Consider the following 16,110-nt stretch of genomic DNA (forward strand, 5'->3'; position numbering starts at 1 on the left):
AGGCGGCAGTCTTTTTTTATAACGTATCATATTTATCAGGATTCGTTCCTACATGTAAATTACGATTTAACGTATTAATTTGATCCATCTCTTCTTCAGTTAATGAGAAATCAAAAATAGTAAAGTTCTCTTTAATACGAGATGGCGTAACAGATTTAGGAATAGTCACAATCCCACTTTGAATATCCCACCTTAATATAACTTGTGCAGGTGACTTTTCATATTTTTTAGAAATAGCCTGAATAATTGGATGCTGGAATACTTCGCCGCCTCTCATTAAAGGACTCCACGCTTCCATCTGAATTTGCTCACCTTGACAGAAATCACGCAATTCAAATTGCGCTAACATTGGATGAAGTTCAACTTGATTTACCATCGGCTTCACTTTGCAATTTGGTAATAACAGTTCTAAATGATGTTTATGAAAATTAGAAACACCAATCGCGCGCACTTTACCTTCTTCATATAGCTTTTCTAAAGCACGGTACGTATCAACATACTTCCCTCTTATCGGCCAATGGATTAAATATAAATCTACATACTCCATTTGTAATTTCTTTAAACTTTTTTCAAACGCCTCGAGCGTCTCCTCGTACCCTTGATCGTCGTTCCAAACTTTTGTTGTAATAAACAAGTCTTCTCGCGGGATTCCAGATTCACGAACCGCTTCTCCGACACCGCTTTCATTTTCATATACAGTTGCTGTATCAATCGAACGGTATCCAACTTCTAACGCTGTTTTTACTGCTTGTTTAACTTCGTCGCCTTCTTTCGCTTTATAAACGCCTAGACCAATCATCGGCATTTTCACGCCATTATGAAGTGTAGTTGTTGGAATATGCACAGTCGTTCTCCCTTTCAATGTTACATTTTTTATAAACCACCACTTTATTTCAACAAGATTTATTCAAAATGTCAAAACATACGTACAGTTTACATAATAATTTTATACCCCTTTAGAAAATAACATGAACTCAGTCGTTCACGTTATTTTCTATCCATTTCTTCGCTTTTTCATCAACATTACGTACAAATTCATTTTTTCCTTCTGTATACAACGTGCCATCATATGTATATTTTTCAGCTAGTTCTTTCTTTAAAGTCGCATACGCTTCTGCTTCTTCACAATGAGCCATCATATAATCACGAAATGCTAAATGCCTTACTATCTCAGGATTTCCTTTTTCAAATACGTGTAAGTGATACGAGCGTTTTTCCTCAGTTCCATGAATAAAAAAACGACGACCTGAAATACCATTTTCCCCTTTCACGATGTAACCAAGCTCTTTAAATCGTTCATTCCAATGATCTACTCTGTCGATACTTTCTACTTCCATGATCATATCAATAATAGGTTTAGCTGCTAGTCCTGGCACTGACGTACTTCCAATATGATGGATTTTTACCGTTTCTGGCATCGCCGATTTTAATCTTTCGGCCTCCATTTGAAATTTCTCACTCCAATGATTTTCATACGGAACGACTACAATTTTCCTCATTCTAACTCCCCTTTTCTTACAAACTCGTCAAAAAAATGATCAGTGGCATTTCACTGATCATCTTTTTATTATTTAAAGTCTTTCCAAGTAAGGCTACTTTCACTTAACAGTTCTTCAAATGATTTATTCTTTTCACGTTCTTTTTGTTCTTTACGCTTTCTTTCTTGTTCTGCTGCCTCTTTTTTCTCTTCTCTCACTTGCAACTCTTTTTTCTTATTCTTTAATTGTTGCATTAACGAATCGTTCAATTGATCACCTAGTGTAAGTGATTCTTTCTCTGGTTGATTCATTTGAGAGTGTCTTTGTGTTTGTCTTTGTGTTTGTCTTTGCTTCTTTTTCTTCATACTATTCACCTTTTACTTTTTTCTCCATTATAGAGGATACACGGCGAAATCGACAATAAAAAAGGTTCCCTACTCTATTATTTATCTTTTGTAAATATGTTAATTTTTCGAAAAAACTAAATTTTTATATGGATATAATCCTAGTAATCTATTAAAATTATGTCGTATGATGTCAGATTATAAAAAAAGGAGAAATTAATTATGTGGAAAAAAATTATTCCTGCTGTTGCTGTTTTAAGTACTATTACTTTTTCAAGCGTATTCGCCGCTCCTCCATCTCAGACTCCTGCCGAACAAAACCGATACATAGACGTACAAATGCTTGGTATTAATGATTTACATGGTCAACTAGATACTGTAAAAAAAGTTAACAATAAAGAAGCTGGTGGCGCTGATTATTTAGCTACTTATTTAAAAGAACGTAAAAAACAAAACCCTAATACACTTCTCGTACATGCCGGTGATATTGTCGGAGCCAGCCCACCAGTTTCCGCATTATTACAAGACGAACCAACAATTGAATTTTTAAATGACTTAAAGTTTGATGTTGGTACAATCGGAAACCATGAATTTGATGAAGGTATCGATGAAATGAAACGCCTCATTTACGGTGGATATCACGAAAAAACAGGGAATTTCAAAGGAGCAAACTTCCCTTATGTCGCTGCAAACTTCTATAATAAATCAACTGGCCGCTTATTTTTACCACCATTCACTGTAAAAATGGTTGACGGAGTTCCTGTAGGGTTCATTGGAGTTGTTACAACGGATACACCGAATGTCGTTATGCCTACTATGCTTAAAAATGTAGAAATCACTGATGAAGTAGAGGCTATTAATAAATCCACACAACAATTAAAGCGTCTCGGCGTTAAATCTATCGTAGTCCTTGCACATGTCGGCGGAACAACTGATGAGTCTGGTGTAACAAATGGAGACCTCACTCGAATTGCAAATGAAACAGATCCCGAAGTTGATGTTATTTTCGGCGGACATAGTCATACGTACGTAAATGGTACTGTAAATAATAAACTTATCGTGCAAGCGAACTCTTACGGGATGGCTTTCTCTGATGTAGATGTAACGATTGATAGAAAAACAAAAGATATTGTGAAGAAAAAAGCTGAAGTTATTACAACGTACCATGAAGGTGTAGAGCCTGATAAACAAGTAAAACAAAAGTTAGATCAATATAAAGAAAAAATCGCACCTCTTGTAAATGAAGTAGTCGGAAAATCTACAGCACCTATCGACCGTAAACAAAACGATGCTGGTGAATCTACACTTGGAAATTTAGTTGCGGATGCCCAGCGCCAAACTATGCAAACACAAATCGCTCTTATGAATCCTGGTGGAATTCGTAATGATCTAGACGCTGGAGATATTACATGGGGCGAATTATACGGCATTCAGCCTTTCGGAAACCAATTAATTAAAGTAGATCTAACAGGTCAAGATATTCGTGATATTTTAAATCAACAATGGCAAAAAGGAGCAACGAGAATGCTTCAAATTTCAGGTATTCAATACACTTGGGATGCAAATAAACCAAATAACGAAAAGGTTACGAATATCCGTTTAACAAATGGTGAAGAATTAGTTCCCTCTAAAACGTATAGCGTAGTTGCAAATGCTTTCCTAGCTTCTGGCGGTGATGGATTCGTATCCTTTAAAAATGGAAAAAATGCTGAAACTGGTCCAAACGATTTTGAAGCATTAGTCGATTATGTAAAACAAGTGAAAGAACCAATTCAGCCGATTATTGATGGACGTATTCAAAAAAACAATTAAATACTATTCAAACTAGTGCGTGACACTCGAAAGAAGAAGCTCCTTTTATATGCAAGGAGCTTCTTCTTTTAGAGTCATACGTATTGTCATTCTTCTAGTGCAGTAAAGGATACGCACATAGCCCCTTGTTTCTTCGTAGTATATAGAAAACTATAATGGGAAGATTTGTATGTGTTTTCATCAAACAATGACGATACATTGTATCGAAAAAACGACAAACACATTCGTAGTATTGAGAAAGCAATTAACGGAGAATATAGCGCCATTCATTTTCATGCTAGATTAGCTACTTTAGCTCCAGACATAAATGAACGAACTCAAATCCTTGAAATTCGGCAAGATGAGCAACGAACAGTTGATTTTTACTTAGAAATTGCTGACGAAACGACAAATCAACAAGTGAAAGAAACATTTCGGCGCGCAGCAGCTGATGAACAAAATCATGCCGTTTGGTTCCTATATTACTTTTCGAAACAAAATAAAAAATGAAATAAAAGAAAGGATACACGCTCTTATATGGAACATAGTATCCTTTCTTTTATTTCTCTGGATACGTTTCATGATTAACATCATACCGTTGCAAAAATTCCTGTAGTGCTTCTTCTACAATTTTAGACTTTTGAATCCCTTTTGATTCCGATATAACATCTAGTCTTGCTAATACTTCTATATTAATCGAAAAGGTTCGTTTCTTTTTCTCTGTGCTCTTACTTATAATTTGAACACTTACTTCTTCTCTTTTTCTTAGCAATTCATAAATGCTTTGTAATTGTTCATAAATTAGTAATTGATAGTCTGTTTTTGCATATTGAAGGGCAGTAGCTTCTTGGATTTGCAAATGACGTGGCTCTTCACCATCACCTATAAAGATACGTTTTTTCTGCTCTCCATCATATTCATATCCAATCACCCTTAATTTCTTTGATAATGTATATGGGCTCATTTCAAGCCGTTTCGCTATAATAGCGATTGATTCGCGTCTATTTAAAGAATCAATAATTTCTCCAATCGTCACATTCTCCCTCCTCTCTTAATCGCCTAAACTTGAAATCAAACCAGTATGTTATGATACAATGATTTTCTAGTAGTATATGCAAAAGAAAGAGCCTGTGCGATTCATACCATTTAAGAAAAGGAGGTTTACATATGCTTTTTCGTAGCCATACCCCTCAGTTTTACAACGAAAAGAAGCAACTAATCCCTAACAGTATCGCTACGATAGAAAGCGTTATGATTAATGACCGGAAACAATCTCTCCTTATACGCGGCCAAAACGTGGAACAGCCTATTTTATTATGCTGCCACGGCGGCCCTGGTATGGCACAAATCGGCTTTATTCGCCATTTTCAAAAAGAGTTAGAAAAGCACTTTATCGTTATTAATTGGGATCAGCGAGGGGCAGGTAAATCCTTTTTATGGCGGGACATCCAAACAAATCTTACGATTGATCAATTTTTTTCAGATGCAAAAAAGGTTATTCAATATCTTCTCAAACGCTTTAATAAGCAAAAACTATTTCTCGCAGGTCATTCTTGGGGAAGTATTATCGGACTACAAATCGCTAATCAATGTCCCGAATATATAGAAGCATACATCGGCATCGGTCAAATCGTACATATGAAGCAAAATGAAGAATTACTATATCAACATTTAATTAGCTCTGCCAAAAAACATGACCATAAAAAGGCATTAGCTTCTCTTTTAAAATTAGGGAAACCACCCTTTTTAGATACGAGACGCCTCATTATTCAAAGAAAGTGGCTTGGTACATTCGGAGGAGCAATCCAAAATGGATCTTCCTTTTCTTTCATACGAAAAGGCTTCTTTTCTCCTGAATATACGCTATTAGATTGGTTCAAATTTCTCGCAGGAAATTTAAAATCCGGAGTTTTATGGGAAGAGATGCTGACAATCGATTTCTTTTCATCTATTTCAAGTTTATCTGTTCCTGTTTATTTTTGTTCTGGTCGCTATGATTATCAAACTCCTTATGCACTCGTTCAACAATATTGCGATATCATTCAAGCTCCTATTAAAAAGATGATTTGGTTTCCAAACTCGGCACATTCTCCAGATTTAGAAGAGCCTGAGTTATTCGCTAAATCTTTACAATCAATTAAACAAGAACTATCTTTTCAACATTAATAACAAAAGGCGCTTTTACATTTCATAGAAAACATTTTATAATGATATGTCGCAAGTATATGTCACTACAAACACTTGCTTGCCTTAACAGAATAAAAATTAGGGAGATTACATTTATTATGAACGCTGTACTCATCGCAGTAGCAGTCATGCTACTGCTTAGTTTGTTACGTGTCCAAGTCATTGTCGCCATTATCGTTGGAGCTTTAACAGGCGGACTTATCGGCGGACTCGGTATTTCAGAAACAATTAGTACTTTTACAGCCGGTCTTGGGAACAGTGCTCCTATCGCATTAAGCTACGCAATGCTCGGTGGATTTGCTATTTCCCTTTCAAAAACAGGACTTCCTGATGCAATGATCCAATCAGCTTTAAAATGGATCGGCAACGAACAAGACACGAAAAAACAAGTCTATTCTAAAATACTTATATTATTTATCATTTTAACAATGGCTTGCTTCTCACAAAATATTATCCCTGTTCATATCGCCTTCATCCCAATCTTAATTCCAGCACTTTTAAAAGTATTAAATGAGCTGAGGGTGGATCGTAGGCTTGTAACATGTCTTATTACATTTGGGTTAATTACCCCTTACATGTGGGTTCCAGCAGGGTTCGGAAAAATTTTTCATGACGTATTGCAAACAAATGCTGCGCAAAGCGGTCTTACATTTGATGTCGCACTTATTCCAAAAGCGATGACTATTCCAGCAATCGGTATGATTATCGGATTATGTGTAGCGGTTTTCATTACATACCGAAAACCACGTACATATGAAACAGAACAAATTCATTCTGCACAGAATGAAATCGTTCCCTATACGAAAAGAAGCATTACTTTGGGTTTATTATCAATACTCGCTACATTAACTGTGCAATTAGCAACAGAATCAATGATTTTTGGTGCTTTAGCAGGTATTATCGTCTTATCAGTTAGCGGTAGCCTCCCTCTTAAAGAAGCCGATGCTATTTTAACGAGTGGAATGCGTATGATGTCCTTTATCGGATTTGTTATGATTTCTGCCGCTGGATTTGGCGCTGTTCTTCGAAAAACTGGACATGTTGAATCTCTTGTGCAAACGAGTGCACATATAATCGGAAATAATAAACCGCTTGCTGCATTTCTTATGCTCATTATTGGACTTCTCGTTACGATGGGAATTGGCTCTTCCTTTTCAACCATCCCAATCTTAACAACAATTTTCGTACCGTTATGCGTCCAGCTCGGATTTAGTCCCATGGCTACAATCGCAATTATCGGTACAGCTGGTGCACTTGGTGATGCAGGTTCTCCAGCATCTGATAGTACACTTGGACCAACGTCCGGTTTAAATGCTGATGGTCAGCACCATCATATATGGGATACATGTGTCCCAACATTTCTACACTATAATATACCGTTACTTATATTCGGCTTTATTGCCGCAATTACACTATAAAAGGTGCGTTTTAAAAACGCACCTTTTACTTTGTTGTTTCTCTCTCAATGCATCTAAATTCTGTTTCCACTTCTTCTTGTCGCACTTGTTTCTTCTTTATTTTTCCTATTAACTGTTGAAAAGCTATTTCCCCATTTTCTTCGATATAACTTCCAATCGTCGTTAATGATGGACTTATCCATTCACCCTCTACACTCCCGTTAAATCCAATGATTTGTAACTTACCTGGTATATGAATATTAAGAGTTTTCGCCGCCCTGATTAGCTCAATAGCGACCTTATCACTTGAAGCTACAACCCCATCTATGTATGGATGCTTTTGTAACAATTCAAGAAACTGTTGATTCGTATACCCTTGTACAATTCCCTCTCGATAAGAAAGTCCTTCTTTCCAAGCAGTATCTAGAAATCCTGCCACATGCTCTTCCATTTCTTCACTCTCTACTTCCTCACCGATATAAGCAAGAAACTGGCAGCCTTTCTCTTTTAATAAAGAAACAGCTTTCTGTCCACTTTCATAATAGCTCATAAGAGATTGTCGTTCTTCAAGCACAGCGAAAGGAAGTGAGATTTCTCCTATACTTCGAAAAACAGATTTCGTCATTATAACGCCTGCAATGTTATTTTGCGCCAACATATCTATGTATCTATTCTTATTTTCTATATTACAAACTATTACTTGATACCCTTCTTTGTATGCTATTTCCTCAACGAAACGGAGCAAAGTGATGTATGATGGATTATGCAAATTATCTACAAGTAATGCAATCACCGTTGAAGGCTGTTTAAATAAAGGCTTTGCTGTAGCATTCGGTCTATAATGTAATTCTTCAATTGCTTTTTTTACTTGTTTCACCGTATCTTCATGGACATATCCTTTTTCGTTAATGACTCTTGAAACGGTTGCGACTGAAACACCGGCCAATTTTGCAACATCACGTATAGTTGCCACATCGTCACCCCTTAATATGGTAATAGATTACAATTTTAAATTAAACCAAAATATAACATTCGTCAAGGTTATTGTTTTATATTTCTGAAAATTGTTACACAATTTCCACTCTACTCAGAAAATATACTCCAGCTGAATTTCATGTGAAATCGCGATATTATCATAACCAATAAATGGAATTTCTTTCTTTATTTTTCGTGCTTCCTTTACCGCATCAATATATAAGTTCGTCATCATGAAGTTACGTTTTTGATAAAAACGAAGTGCGTTCATATTATCATTCGTCGTAATAAGCCACACTTTTTTACATTCGTTCTCTTTTGCCACTCGCAATACACAATCCACCAGTTTTGTACCAATCCCCTTCCCTTCCTCAAAACTATTTAACGATACAATTTCACACATGTTTTCTATCACTTTATATGTTAAAATTCCTACTATTCTGTTATTTCTAAGTGCAATAAAACCAGGTAATTCTTCTAATTGATGTACTCTGCCTCGCGAGACCATCATTGAGCTTCCCCAGTTTTCACACATAAAATCCTGAATTGCTTCTTTCATTTCTGGTGTGATTTTTTGTATATGAACCATACACGATTTCTCCCCTTTTCACATCATTGTGATACAATGTTAGTGTATCACATGTAGAGGTATTTGGAGGATGAGGTAAAGTATGAAACGTTTTTTTACAGCATTGTTTACTATACTAGGCGCACTAACTGCGATTGGGATTTTCTTTACAAATAAAGTTATGTACTTGAAGAAAAAAACAGAGGAAGAAGTTTTAGAACGCGAAACGAAAAAGCATTTTCATTTGGACGATTTTAAGGCTATTCAAAAAGAAGAGGTTCACATCCCTTCTCAATTCGGATACGAACTTCACGGATATTACATGCCAGCTGGTCATTCCAATAAATTTATGATTTTTTGCCACGGTGTGACTGTAAATAAAATGAATTCCGTTAAATATGCAAACTTATTTTTAAATAGAGGATATAACGTATTTATTTATGATCATCGCCGTCATGGTAAAACCGGTGGTAAAACAACAAGTTATGGCTATTATGAAAAACATGATTTAAAGTCAGTAGTTGACTGGCTAAAAGATCGTTTCGGAACGAATATTACACTCGGAATTCATGGTGAATCTATGGGTGCTGCAACTCTTCTTCAATATGCAGGACTTGTAGAAGATGGTGCTGATTTTTATATTGCTGATTGTCCTTTCTCTGATTTTTATGGACAGTTACAACATCGTTTGAAAGTTGAGTTTCATTTGCCAAAATGGCCTTTATTACCTTTAGCAAATGCCTTTTTAAAAGTTCGTGATGGCTATACAATTCGTGAAGTTTCACCAATTGATTGTATAAAAAATATTAACAATCCGGTTCTCTTTATTCATAGTAAAGATGATGACTATATTTTATCTGATATGACGAAATCACTTTATGAAGCGAAAGAAAATAATAAACAGCTTTATATTGCAGAACATGGTGCACACGCTTGCTCTTATAATGAAAATAAAGAAGAGTACGAAGATGCCATCGATCAATTTTTAAACACATATGTAAAAGAAACAAAAAACAGGCTTGCATAAGCCTGTTTTTTTACTGCGCTAAAACGTCTGTAACTTGTTCCATATTTTCAGAAATCCACTTTACTGCCTCGTCTAGCGTTGGGAATTCCGTCGTTTGAAAAGTTACCTCATCTTGAAGTAACCAAACATCTTTCGGTTCTTGTCCTACACCTGCGATTGACCAATGAAGTAAACTATATGGATGATTATCATTCAAAAATGATGCCCATGTGCGCTCATTTGCAATATTTTGTAGTGTGTGTAATTTTTTATCCATCTTTCGTCACCTTACTCTAGTCAGTTATAAAAACTATTATAACACTCTCTTCTCTCTCAAACAAAGTGCTCTTTTTATATTGTCAAGTACTCTCCCTAATTATATGATGAGAGTAAGCGTTTGGAAAGGAGGGATAACGTTGGCAAAAGTACAAATTAAAGTGAATGATAATGGCTCTTTTCGCGTTACAGGGGACGTGGAATTAGTTGACTCACAAGGGAATGTATTCCCAGCAAAACCGGCATTTTCTTTATGTCGTTGTGGTTTATCAAAAAACATGCCTTATTGCGATGCTTCGCATAAAGGAAAATTCGATTCTGTTGTTAGAGCACCAGAGGCAGAGTAATTTTGGACGTAACATGCACATTTTTTTGTGCATGTTTTTTCTTTTGATCAAAGCCTATACAGCCCTTCCCCTTTCAACATTTCTATTACTTTCGTCCCCATTCAAATCGGCATATATTTTCACACAATTCTTCACATTCGAATATTTTCCACTTTGCTTTTTTCTTTTTTGTGCTATAATGTGAGCAAACAACATCCTTCGGGGTCGGGTGAAATTCCCAACCGGCGGTGATGAAGCGATAGCTTCTAAGTCCGTGACCCGTTTTCAACGCGAAAACGGTGGATCTAGTGAAACTCTAGGGCCGACAGTATAGTCTGGATGGGAGAAGGATATGTTTTCTAGTAATTTTATATAGCGAATACACTTTTATTTCAGTATGCATATTTTTAAAGTTTCATTTTGAATCTTTATATATGTTTTATTTTGTATACTTATGTTTCTATACTGAAATAAAAAGATACGACTAGCGTTGAAAGAATTTGATATTTTGCTAGGTTTTTTCCTTATGCCAAAATATCAGTCATCGTTAGGTTTCTTTCCTATACTTTCGTATTCGAACTATATTTCTAGAAATCACGTCTCCCAAACCCCAAGGATATAAAATCCTTGGGGTTTTTTGATTTTTTCAGGAGAGGTGAAAAGAATGACAGATCAAGAATATATGAGGATTGCCTTGCAGTTAGCACAAGGAACATCGGGACAAACAAGCCCAAATCCTATGGTTGGTGCTGTTGTTGTAAAAGATGGAAACATCATAGGAATGGGAGCTCACTTGCGTGCTGGTGAAGAACATGCCGAAGTTCATGCACTTCATATGGCTGGTGAAAAAGCAAAAGGTGCTACTGTTTATGTAACACTTGAACCGTGTAGCCATTTTGGAAAAACACCACCTTGCTGTGAATTACTCATTGAAAAAGGAGTTCAGCGTGTTGTAATTGCTACTCTTGATTGCAATCCACTCGTTTCCGGAAATGGAAAAAGGAGATTAGAAGAAGTTGGAATCGAGGTAACTACTGGTGTTCTTGAGGCGGAAGCCACTTTATTAAATCGATACTTTTTTCACTATATGAAAACGAAACGTCCCTTTGTAACAATAAAAACAGCAATGAGCTTAGATGGAAAAACAGCAACTGTAACCGGTGAAAGTAAGTGGATTACAGGCGAAGAAGCACGCGCTGACGTTCACCAATATCGTCATATACATGATGCTATTCTAGTCGGTGTGAATACAGTTCTAACTGATAATCCACACTTAACAACACGAATTTCAAACGGAGGTAAACATCCTATACGCGTTATTTTAGATACCCACTTACGAACGCCGCCATCTTCTCATGTCATAACAGATGGCTTAACTCCGACATGGATTATTGTCGGTAAGGATGTAAATAAAGAGAAAATAGCGTCTTATGAATCTAACAATATAGCTGTATTCCAAATGAAAACACAGCAAATTGAAATACAAGATGTCCTATCCCTGCTCGGTGAGAAACAAATTCTTTCTCTGTTCGTTGAAGGTGGTCAAACGGTGCATGCAAACTTCTTAAAAACAAATAGTTTTAATGAAATCGTGACCTATATAAGCCCGAAATTAATTGGTGGAAAAGATGCACCCACCTTATTTGGCGGAGCTGGTTTTTCGAAGTTACAAGATGCACTTTCCTTAACAATTCAAGAGATGAAACAAATCGGTAATGACATAAAAATTGTTGCAACCTTAAAAAGCGAGGTGACGGAATGTTTACAGGAATCGTAGAAGAGTTAGGAACGATATCAAGCATGACTCAAAGTGGTGAAGCAATGAAGCTAACTATTAGCGCGAATCAAATTTTATCCGATGTCAAATTAGGTGATAGTATCGCGGTTAACGGCATTTGCTTAACAGTAACTACTTTTACGACTACTTCATTCACTGTCGACGCAATGCCTGAAACAATGAAAGCAACATCACTTCGTATGCTAAAGCCAAGTGCCAAAGTGAATTTAGAACGGGCGATGGCTGCAAACGGACGATTCGGTGGACATTTCGTCACCGGACATATCGATGGCATCGGTACGATTTTAACTAAAAAACAACATTACAATGCCATCTATTACAAAATAGCAATTTCTGATGAATTACTACGCTATTGTTTGCATAAAGGATCCGTTGCTGTTGATGGCACTAGCTTAACAATATTTGATATAGACGAATCTTCAATTACAATTTCACTCATCCCCCACACAGTAAGCGAGTCTATAATCGGAGAAAAAAAAGCCGGGGACATCGTAAACATTGAGTGTGACATGATTGGAAAATATATTGAACGCTTTATCTCAAAGCCCGCAAAAAGAACTGGTTCAATGACCGAAATCTTTTTACAAGAAAACGGATTTCTATAAGGAGGAAGCACAATGTTTCATCGTATTGAAGAAGCTCTAGAAGATTTAAAACAAGGAAAAGTTGTTATCGTATGTGATGATGAAAACCGAGAAAATGAAGGCGATTTTATTGCTTTAGCAGAGTACATTACACCAGAAACGATTAATTTTATGATTACACACGGTCGTGGTCTCGTTTGTGTACCCATTACGGAGGAGTACGCAGAACGTCTACAGTTAGAACCAATGGTATCCCATAATACAGATTCACATCACACTGCGTTTACAGTAAGCATTGATCATGTTTCTACAACAACAGGCATTAGTGCTCATGAACGTGCAACTACGATACAAGAATTGTTAAACCCTGCATCAAAAGGCTCTGATTTCAATCGCCCTGGACATATCTTTCCATTAATTGCGAAAGAAGGCGGTGTATTGCGCCGTGCTGGTCATACAGAAGCCGCTGTCGATTTAGCCAAACTTTGCGGAGCAGAACCAGCTGGAGTCATTTGCGAAATTATAAATGAGGACGGTACGATGGCACGTGTACCTGATTTACTAGAGTGCGCAAAACAATTTGATATAAAAATGATTACAATAGAAGATTTAATTGCTTATCGCCGCCATCACGAAACACTTGTGACGAGAGAAGTGGAAATTACATTACCTACAGATTTCGGTACTTTCCATGCAATTGGCTATTCTAACTCATTAGATATGAAAGAACATATCGCGCTCGTAAAAGGTGATATTTCAACAGGCGAACCTGTACTTGTACGCGTTCATTCAGAATGCTTAACAGGAGATGTATTTGGTTCGTGCCGCTGTGATTGCGGACCACAGCTACATGCTGCACTTGCTCAAATTGAGCGTGAAGGAAAAGGTGTTCTTCTCTATATGAGACAAGAAGGACGAGGCATTGGCCTTCTGAATAAGCTTCGCGCTTATAAGTTACAAGAAGAAGGGTTAGATACTGTAGAAGCAAATGAAAAACTTGGGTTCCCAGCTGATCTTCGTGATTACGGTATTGGCGCTCAAATTTTAAAAGATTTAGGCTTACAAAGTTTACGATTATTAACGAATAATCCACGAAAAATTGCTGGCTTACAAGGTTACGATTTAGAAGTAACCGAGCGTGTACCGTTGCAAATGCCAACAAAAGAAGAAAATAAAACGTATTTACAAACGAAAGTAAGCAAATTAGGACATTTACTAAACTTATCCCGCATTAACGGGCAGTAAAACTCCCACCTCAAAATTCGGCTGGAGCAAAGAAGTTAGGTGGGAGATCAACTGCCCGTAAAGGCCCGATTGGTTCAACTAATAATCAGCGGGGGATGAATCCCCCCACTGATTATAGTTTCACTTTATAATTAAAGGAGAGATACATTATGGTATTCGAAGGTCATTTAGTTGGTACAGGATTAAAAGTTGGGGTTGTTGTTGGACGTTTTAATGAGTTTATTACAAGTAAGTTACTTGGCGGAGCTTTAGATGGATTAAAGCGTCACGGTGTAGAAGAGAATGATATTGATGTTGCATGGGTTCCTGGTGCATTTGAAATTCCTTTAATCGCTAAAAAGATGGCCAATAGCGGAAAATATGATGCTGTTATTACATTAGGTACAGTAATTCGCGGTGCTACAACACATTACGATTACGTTTGTAATGAAGTAGCAAAAGGTGTTGCGTCTTTATCACTACAAACGGACATTCCAGTTATTTTCGGTGTATTAACGACAGAAACAATTGAACAAGCGATTGAACGTGCAGGTACAAAAGCTGGTAATAAAGGATATGAATCGGCAGTTGCTGCGATCGAAATGGCTCATTTATCAAAACAATGGGCTTAAAAAAGAGGCTACGGCCTCTTTTTTTATTTTCTCACCTTTTTTCGTACATCTTCTATTAATTCATCCATCGTTTTTCCTTCTGTTTTTATACGAAGAGCTTGTGCTGTTCTCCACACATTTTCTCTCTTTTCCGCTTCTTCTATAATAGAAATTTCCTTCCTCACTTCTTTTAAATCTTTTCCTTCTGTTTCAAGCCCAAAATGTTCAGCTTTCGTTCGAAAATGCTGTTCAATTCTTTGTTGCATTTCTTTTTGTTCAGGATTTTCAGCCGCCCTAACTGGATCAGCACTTATCGCTTTTATTAAAATCAGACAGGTCATAATAGTTAATATGTATTTGTACATGTAAAATCCTCCAACCCGATATAAATTACATTTTTACTATGTACAATTAGGGCTTGGAAAATTCGTCCACAAAATTATTTTTCTCGTCCAAAAGTGACTACTATCAAGCGTTAATGGACTTTTATTACATTTTATTTACAAAAAAAAGCAAACCCTTTAAAGAGTTTGCTTTTCATCTATCTTATAGCGCACATTCTTCAATCTCAAATCCTAAATCTTCAATCATACCCCAGTCCGCAGTCGGCTCTTGTCCAGCTGTTGTTAAATAGTCCCCGACAAAGATAGAGTTTGCTGCAAATAAACCAAGTGGCTGTACAGAACGTAAATTAAGTTCTCGACCACCTGAAATACGAATTTCTTTTGTTGGATTTACAAAACGCATCATCGCCAGCACTTTTAAACATTCTACAGGTGTTAATTCTTTTTGTCCTTCAAGCGGAGTACCCTTTACAGCAACAAGGAAATTACATGGAATAGAATCAGCATCTAAACGTTGTAATTCAAATGCAATTTCAGCGCGCTGTTCAATCGTTTCTCCCATTCCGAAAATTGCTCCAGAGCATGGAGAAATACCGGCTTGCTTCGCTTTTTGGACTGTATCAACACGATCGTCATACGTATGCGTTGAACAAATGCTATCATAATTGTTGGCATGCGTATTTAAATTGTGATTATAACGATGCACACCAGCTTCTGCTAACTGACCTGCTTGATCTTCATTTAAAAATCCTAAACAACAGCAAATTTTTAAATCTGTCGTTTCACGAATTTCCTTAACTGCTCCAATAACGTGATTTACTTCTTTATTCGTCGGACGACGACCAGATGCAACAATACAATATGTACCTGCTTTACGACGAATTGCTTCGTGCGCTCCTTCAACAATTTTCTCTTGTGTTAACCATGCATACTTATCAATCGGTGCTTCTGAAATAATAGACTGTGAACAATACCCGCAATCTTCAGGGCATAAACCAGATTTCGTATTTATAATCATGTTCAACTTTACTTTCTTACCAAAATGATGATGGCGAATGATGTAAGCTGCATTCATAATTTCTAAAACCTCTGTATCATCAGCTTCTAATATTGCAATTGCATCTTCTTTCGCAATCATTTTCTCTTCTACTACGTCGTATGCAAGTTTTTTCCAATCCCTTTTTATTTGTACTTGTTTCAT

At 36.6% G+C, this 16,110-nt stretch carries 19 protein-coding genes and 1 riboswitch; of the genes, 10 read left to right on the plus strand and 9 right to left on the minus strand.

All coding sequences use genetic code 11. The annotated features are described in order from the left end of the window. Positions 1 to 16: 16 nt before the first annotated feature. The 3 genes from ABH955_RS09485 to ABH955_RS09495 all read right to left on the minus strand — a co-directional run bounded on the left by ABH955_RS09485 (position 17) and on the right by ABH955_RS09495 (position 1,843). On the minus strand, positions 17 to 844 hold the full coding sequence (locus ABH955_RS09485) for an aldo/keto reductase (protein WP_002088477.1): 828 nt from the start codon (positions 842 to 844) through the stop codon (positions 17 to 19). Positions 845 to 974: 130 nt separating this feature from the next. Then, entirely contained in the window at positions 975 to 1,499 is a 525-nt protein-coding gene (locus tag ABH955_RS09490) for a GrpB family protein (RefSeq protein ID WP_404491053.1), read from the minus strand. A 68-nt stretch (positions 1,500 to 1,567) separates the two neighbouring features. Further along, positions 1,568 to 1,843, minus strand: coding sequence for a YqkE family protein (locus ABH955_RS09495; protein WP_002111646.1), 276 nt, complete (start codon positions 1,841 to 1,843; stop codon positions 1,568 to 1,570). A gap of 201 nt (positions 1,844 to 2,044) precedes the next feature. Here ABH955_RS09495 and ABH955_RS09500 point away from each other — a divergent pair, with 201 nt between their 5' ends. Together ABH955_RS09500 and ABH955_RS09505 are read left to right on the plus strand one after the other, a co-directional pair. Further along, the gene (locus tag ABH955_RS09500; protein WP_113937127.1) at positions 2,045 to 3,634 is read left to right on the plus strand and encodes a bifunctional metallophosphatase/5'-nucleotidase; all 1,590 of its coding nucleotides are present in this window, start codon (positions 2,045 to 2,047) and stop codon (positions 3,632 to 3,634) included. Positions 3,635 to 3,805: 171 nt separating this feature from the next. Continuing rightward, positions 3,806 to 4,123, plus strand: a complete 318-nt coding sequence (locus ABH955_RS09505) for a ferritin-like domain-containing protein (protein WP_404445187.1) — start codon at positions 3,806 to 3,808, stop codon at positions 4,121 to 4,123. Between the two features lie 49 nt (positions 4,124 to 4,172). Here ABH955_RS09505 and ABH955_RS09510 read toward each other — a convergent pair whose 3' ends face one another. Next, complete coding sequence (locus ABH955_RS09510) at positions 4,173 to 4,649, minus strand: ribbon-helix-helix domain-containing protein (protein ID WP_002014948.1); 477 nt, start codon at positions 4,647 to 4,649, stop codon at positions 4,173 to 4,175. Between the two features lie 131 nt (positions 4,650 to 4,780). Between ABH955_RS09510 and ABH955_RS09515 the strand changes: the two genes are divergently transcribed. After that, positions 4,781 to 5,779, plus strand: coding sequence for an alpha/beta fold hydrolase (locus ABH955_RS09515; RefSeq protein ID WP_404491054.1), 999 nt, complete (start codon positions 4,781 to 4,783; stop codon positions 5,777 to 5,779). A 119-nt stretch (positions 5,780 to 5,898) separates the two neighbouring features. Continuing rightward, on the plus strand, positions 5,899 to 7,218 hold the full coding sequence (locus tag ABH955_RS09520) for a Na+/H+ antiporter family protein (RefSeq protein ID WP_286126178.1): 1,320 nt from the start codon (positions 5,899 to 5,901) through the stop codon (positions 7,216 to 7,218). 25 nt (positions 7,219 to 7,243) lie between these two features. Here ABH955_RS09520 and ABH955_RS09525 read toward each other — a convergent pair whose 3' ends face one another. Both ABH955_RS09525 and ABH955_RS09530 read right to left on the minus strand, forming a co-directional pair. Then, complete coding sequence (locus ABH955_RS09525; RefSeq protein WP_404445196.1) at positions 7,244 to 8,170, minus strand: LacI family DNA-binding transcriptional regulator; 927 nt, start codon at positions 8,168 to 8,170, stop codon at positions 7,244 to 7,246. 114 nt (positions 8,171 to 8,284) lie between these two features. Further along, the gene (locus tag ABH955_RS09530) at positions 8,285 to 8,761 is read right to left on the minus strand and encodes a GNAT family N-acetyltransferase (RefSeq protein ID WP_404491055.1); all 477 of its coding nucleotides are present in this window, start codon (positions 8,759 to 8,761) and stop codon (positions 8,285 to 8,287) included. Between the two features lie 82 nt (positions 8,762 to 8,843). Here ABH955_RS09530 and ABH955_RS09535 point away from each other — a divergent pair, with 82 nt between their 5' ends. Continuing rightward, complete coding sequence (locus ABH955_RS09535) at positions 8,844 to 9,767, plus strand: alpha/beta hydrolase (protein WP_002014993.1); 924 nt, start codon at positions 8,844 to 8,846, stop codon at positions 9,765 to 9,767. A 10-nt stretch (positions 9,768 to 9,777) separates the two neighbouring features. On the opposite strand, the gene ABH955_RS09540 is transcribed toward ABH955_RS09535, so the two are convergent. Next, on the minus strand, positions 9,778 to 10,023 hold the full coding sequence (locus tag ABH955_RS09540) for a DUF2552 family protein (protein WP_002014992.1): 246 nt from the start codon (positions 10,021 to 10,023) through the stop codon (positions 9,778 to 9,780). 139 nt (positions 10,024 to 10,162) lie between these two features. Here ABH955_RS09540 and ABH955_RS09545 point away from each other — a divergent pair, with 139 nt between their 5' ends. From ABH955_RS09545 to ribH, 5 genes are all read left to right on the plus strand, one after another. Then, a complete protein-coding gene (locus ABH955_RS09545; RefSeq protein WP_098614107.1) occupies positions 10,163 to 10,369 on the plus strand; it encodes a CDGSH iron-sulfur domain-containing protein in 207 nt (68 codons plus the stop codon). A 190-nt stretch (positions 10,370 to 10,559) separates the two neighbouring features. Next, a riboswitch (FMN riboswitch) is annotated at positions 10,560 to 10,703 on the plus strand. A gap of 309 nt (positions 10,704 to 11,012) precedes the next feature. Continuing rightward, positions 11,013 to 12,125 (plus strand): bifunctional diaminohydroxyphosphoribosylaminopyrimidine deaminase/5-amino-6-(5-phosphoribosylamino)uracil reductase RibD, encoded by a 1,113-nt coding sequence (ribD, locus tag ABH955_RS09550; RefSeq protein WP_242307760.1) that lies wholly within the window; start codon positions 11,013 to 11,015, stop codon positions 12,123 to 12,125. Continuing rightward, complete coding sequence (gene ribE, locus ABH955_RS09555) at positions 12,107 to 12,751, plus strand: riboflavin synthase (RefSeq protein ID WP_404491056.1); 645 nt, start codon at positions 12,107 to 12,109, stop codon at positions 12,749 to 12,751. Before ribD ends, ribE begins: the two co-directional genes overlap by 19 nt. A gap of 12 nt (positions 12,752 to 12,763) precedes the next feature. Next, positions 12,764 to 13,975: a bifunctional 3,4-dihydroxy-2-butanone 4-phosphate synthase/GTP cyclohydrolase II gene (gene ribBA / locus ABH955_RS09560; protein WP_404491057.1), complete on the plus strand. Its 1,212-nt coding sequence runs from the start codon at positions 12,764 to 12,766 to the stop codon at positions 13,973 to 13,975. A 149-nt stretch (positions 13,976 to 14,124) separates the two neighbouring features. Next, entirely contained in the window at positions 14,125 to 14,586 is a 462-nt protein-coding gene (gene ribH, locus ABH955_RS09565; protein ID WP_000230892.1) for a 6,7-dimethyl-8-ribityllumazine synthase, read from the plus strand. Positions 14,587 to 14,609: 23 nt separating this feature from the next. Here ribH and ABH955_RS09570 read toward each other — a convergent pair whose 3' ends face one another. Both ABH955_RS09570 and bioB read right to left on the minus strand, forming a co-directional pair. Then, on the minus strand, positions 14,610 to 14,930 hold the full coding sequence (locus ABH955_RS09570; protein WP_404491058.1) for a hypothetical protein: 321 nt from the start codon (positions 14,928 to 14,930) through the stop codon (positions 14,610 to 14,612). Positions 14,931 to 15,111: 181 nt separating this feature from the next. Beyond that, positions 15,112 to 16,110 (minus strand): biotin synthase, encoded by a 999-nt coding sequence (bioB, locus tag ABH955_RS09575; protein WP_113937121.1) that lies wholly within the window; start codon positions 16,108 to 16,110, stop codon positions 15,112 to 15,114.

This window comes from Bacillus sp. RC240 (assembly GCF_044907945.1).
GTDB lineage: Bacteria > Bacillota > Bacilli > Bacillales > Bacillaceae_G > Bacillus_A > Bacillus_A mycoides.

Coding starts and splice junctions, on each gene's coding strand:
- ribE (WP_404491056.1), top strand. CDS start 12,107: ATGTTTACAGGAATCGTAGAAGAGTTAGGAACGATATCAAGCATGACT.
- ABH955_RS09570 (WP_404491058.1), bottom strand. CDS start 14,930: ATGTACAAATACATATTAACTATTATGACCTGTCTGATTTTAATAAAA.
- ribH (WP_000230892.1), top strand. CDS start 14,125: ATGGTATTCGAAGGTCATTTAGTTGGTACAGGATTAAAAGTTGGGGTT.
- ABH955_RS09495 (WP_002111646.1), bottom strand. CDS start 1,843: ATGAAGAAAAAGAAGCAAAGACAAACACAAAGACAAACACAAAGACAC.
- ABH955_RS09515 (WP_404491054.1), top strand. CDS start 4,781: ATGCTTTTTCGTAGCCATACCCCTCAGTTTTACAACGAAAAGAAGCAA.
- ribBA (WP_404491057.1), top strand. CDS start 12,764: ATGTTTCATCGTATTGAAGAAGCTCTAGAAGATTTAAAACAAGGAAAA.
- ABH955_RS09530 (WP_404491055.1), bottom strand. CDS start 8,761: ATGGTTCATATACAAAAAATCACACCAGAAATGAAAGAAGCAATTCAG.
- ABH955_RS09520 (WP_286126178.1), top strand. CDS start 5,899: ATGAACGCTGTACTCATCGCAGTAGCAGTCATGCTACTGCTTAGTTTG.
- ABH955_RS09540 (WP_002014992.1), bottom strand. CDS start 10,023: ATGGATAAAAAATTACACACACTACAAAATATTGCAAATGAGCGCACA.
- ABH955_RS09500 (WP_113937127.1), top strand. CDS start 2,045: ATGTGGAAAAAAATTATTCCTGCTGTTGCTGTTTTAAGTACTATTACT.
- ribD (WP_242307760.1), top strand. CDS start 11,013: ATGACAGATCAAGAATATATGAGGATTGCCTTGCAGTTAGCACAAGGA.
- bioB (WP_113937121.1), bottom strand. CDS start 16,110: ATGAAACAAGTACAAATAAAAAGGGATTGGAAAAAACTTGCATACGAC.
- ABH955_RS09535 (WP_002014993.1), top strand. CDS start 8,844: ATGAAACGTTTTTTTACAGCATTGTTTACTATACTAGGCGCACTAACT.
- ABH955_RS09490 (WP_404491053.1), bottom strand. CDS start 1,499: ATGAGGAAAATTGTAGTCGTTCCGTATGAAAATCATTGGAGTGAGAAA.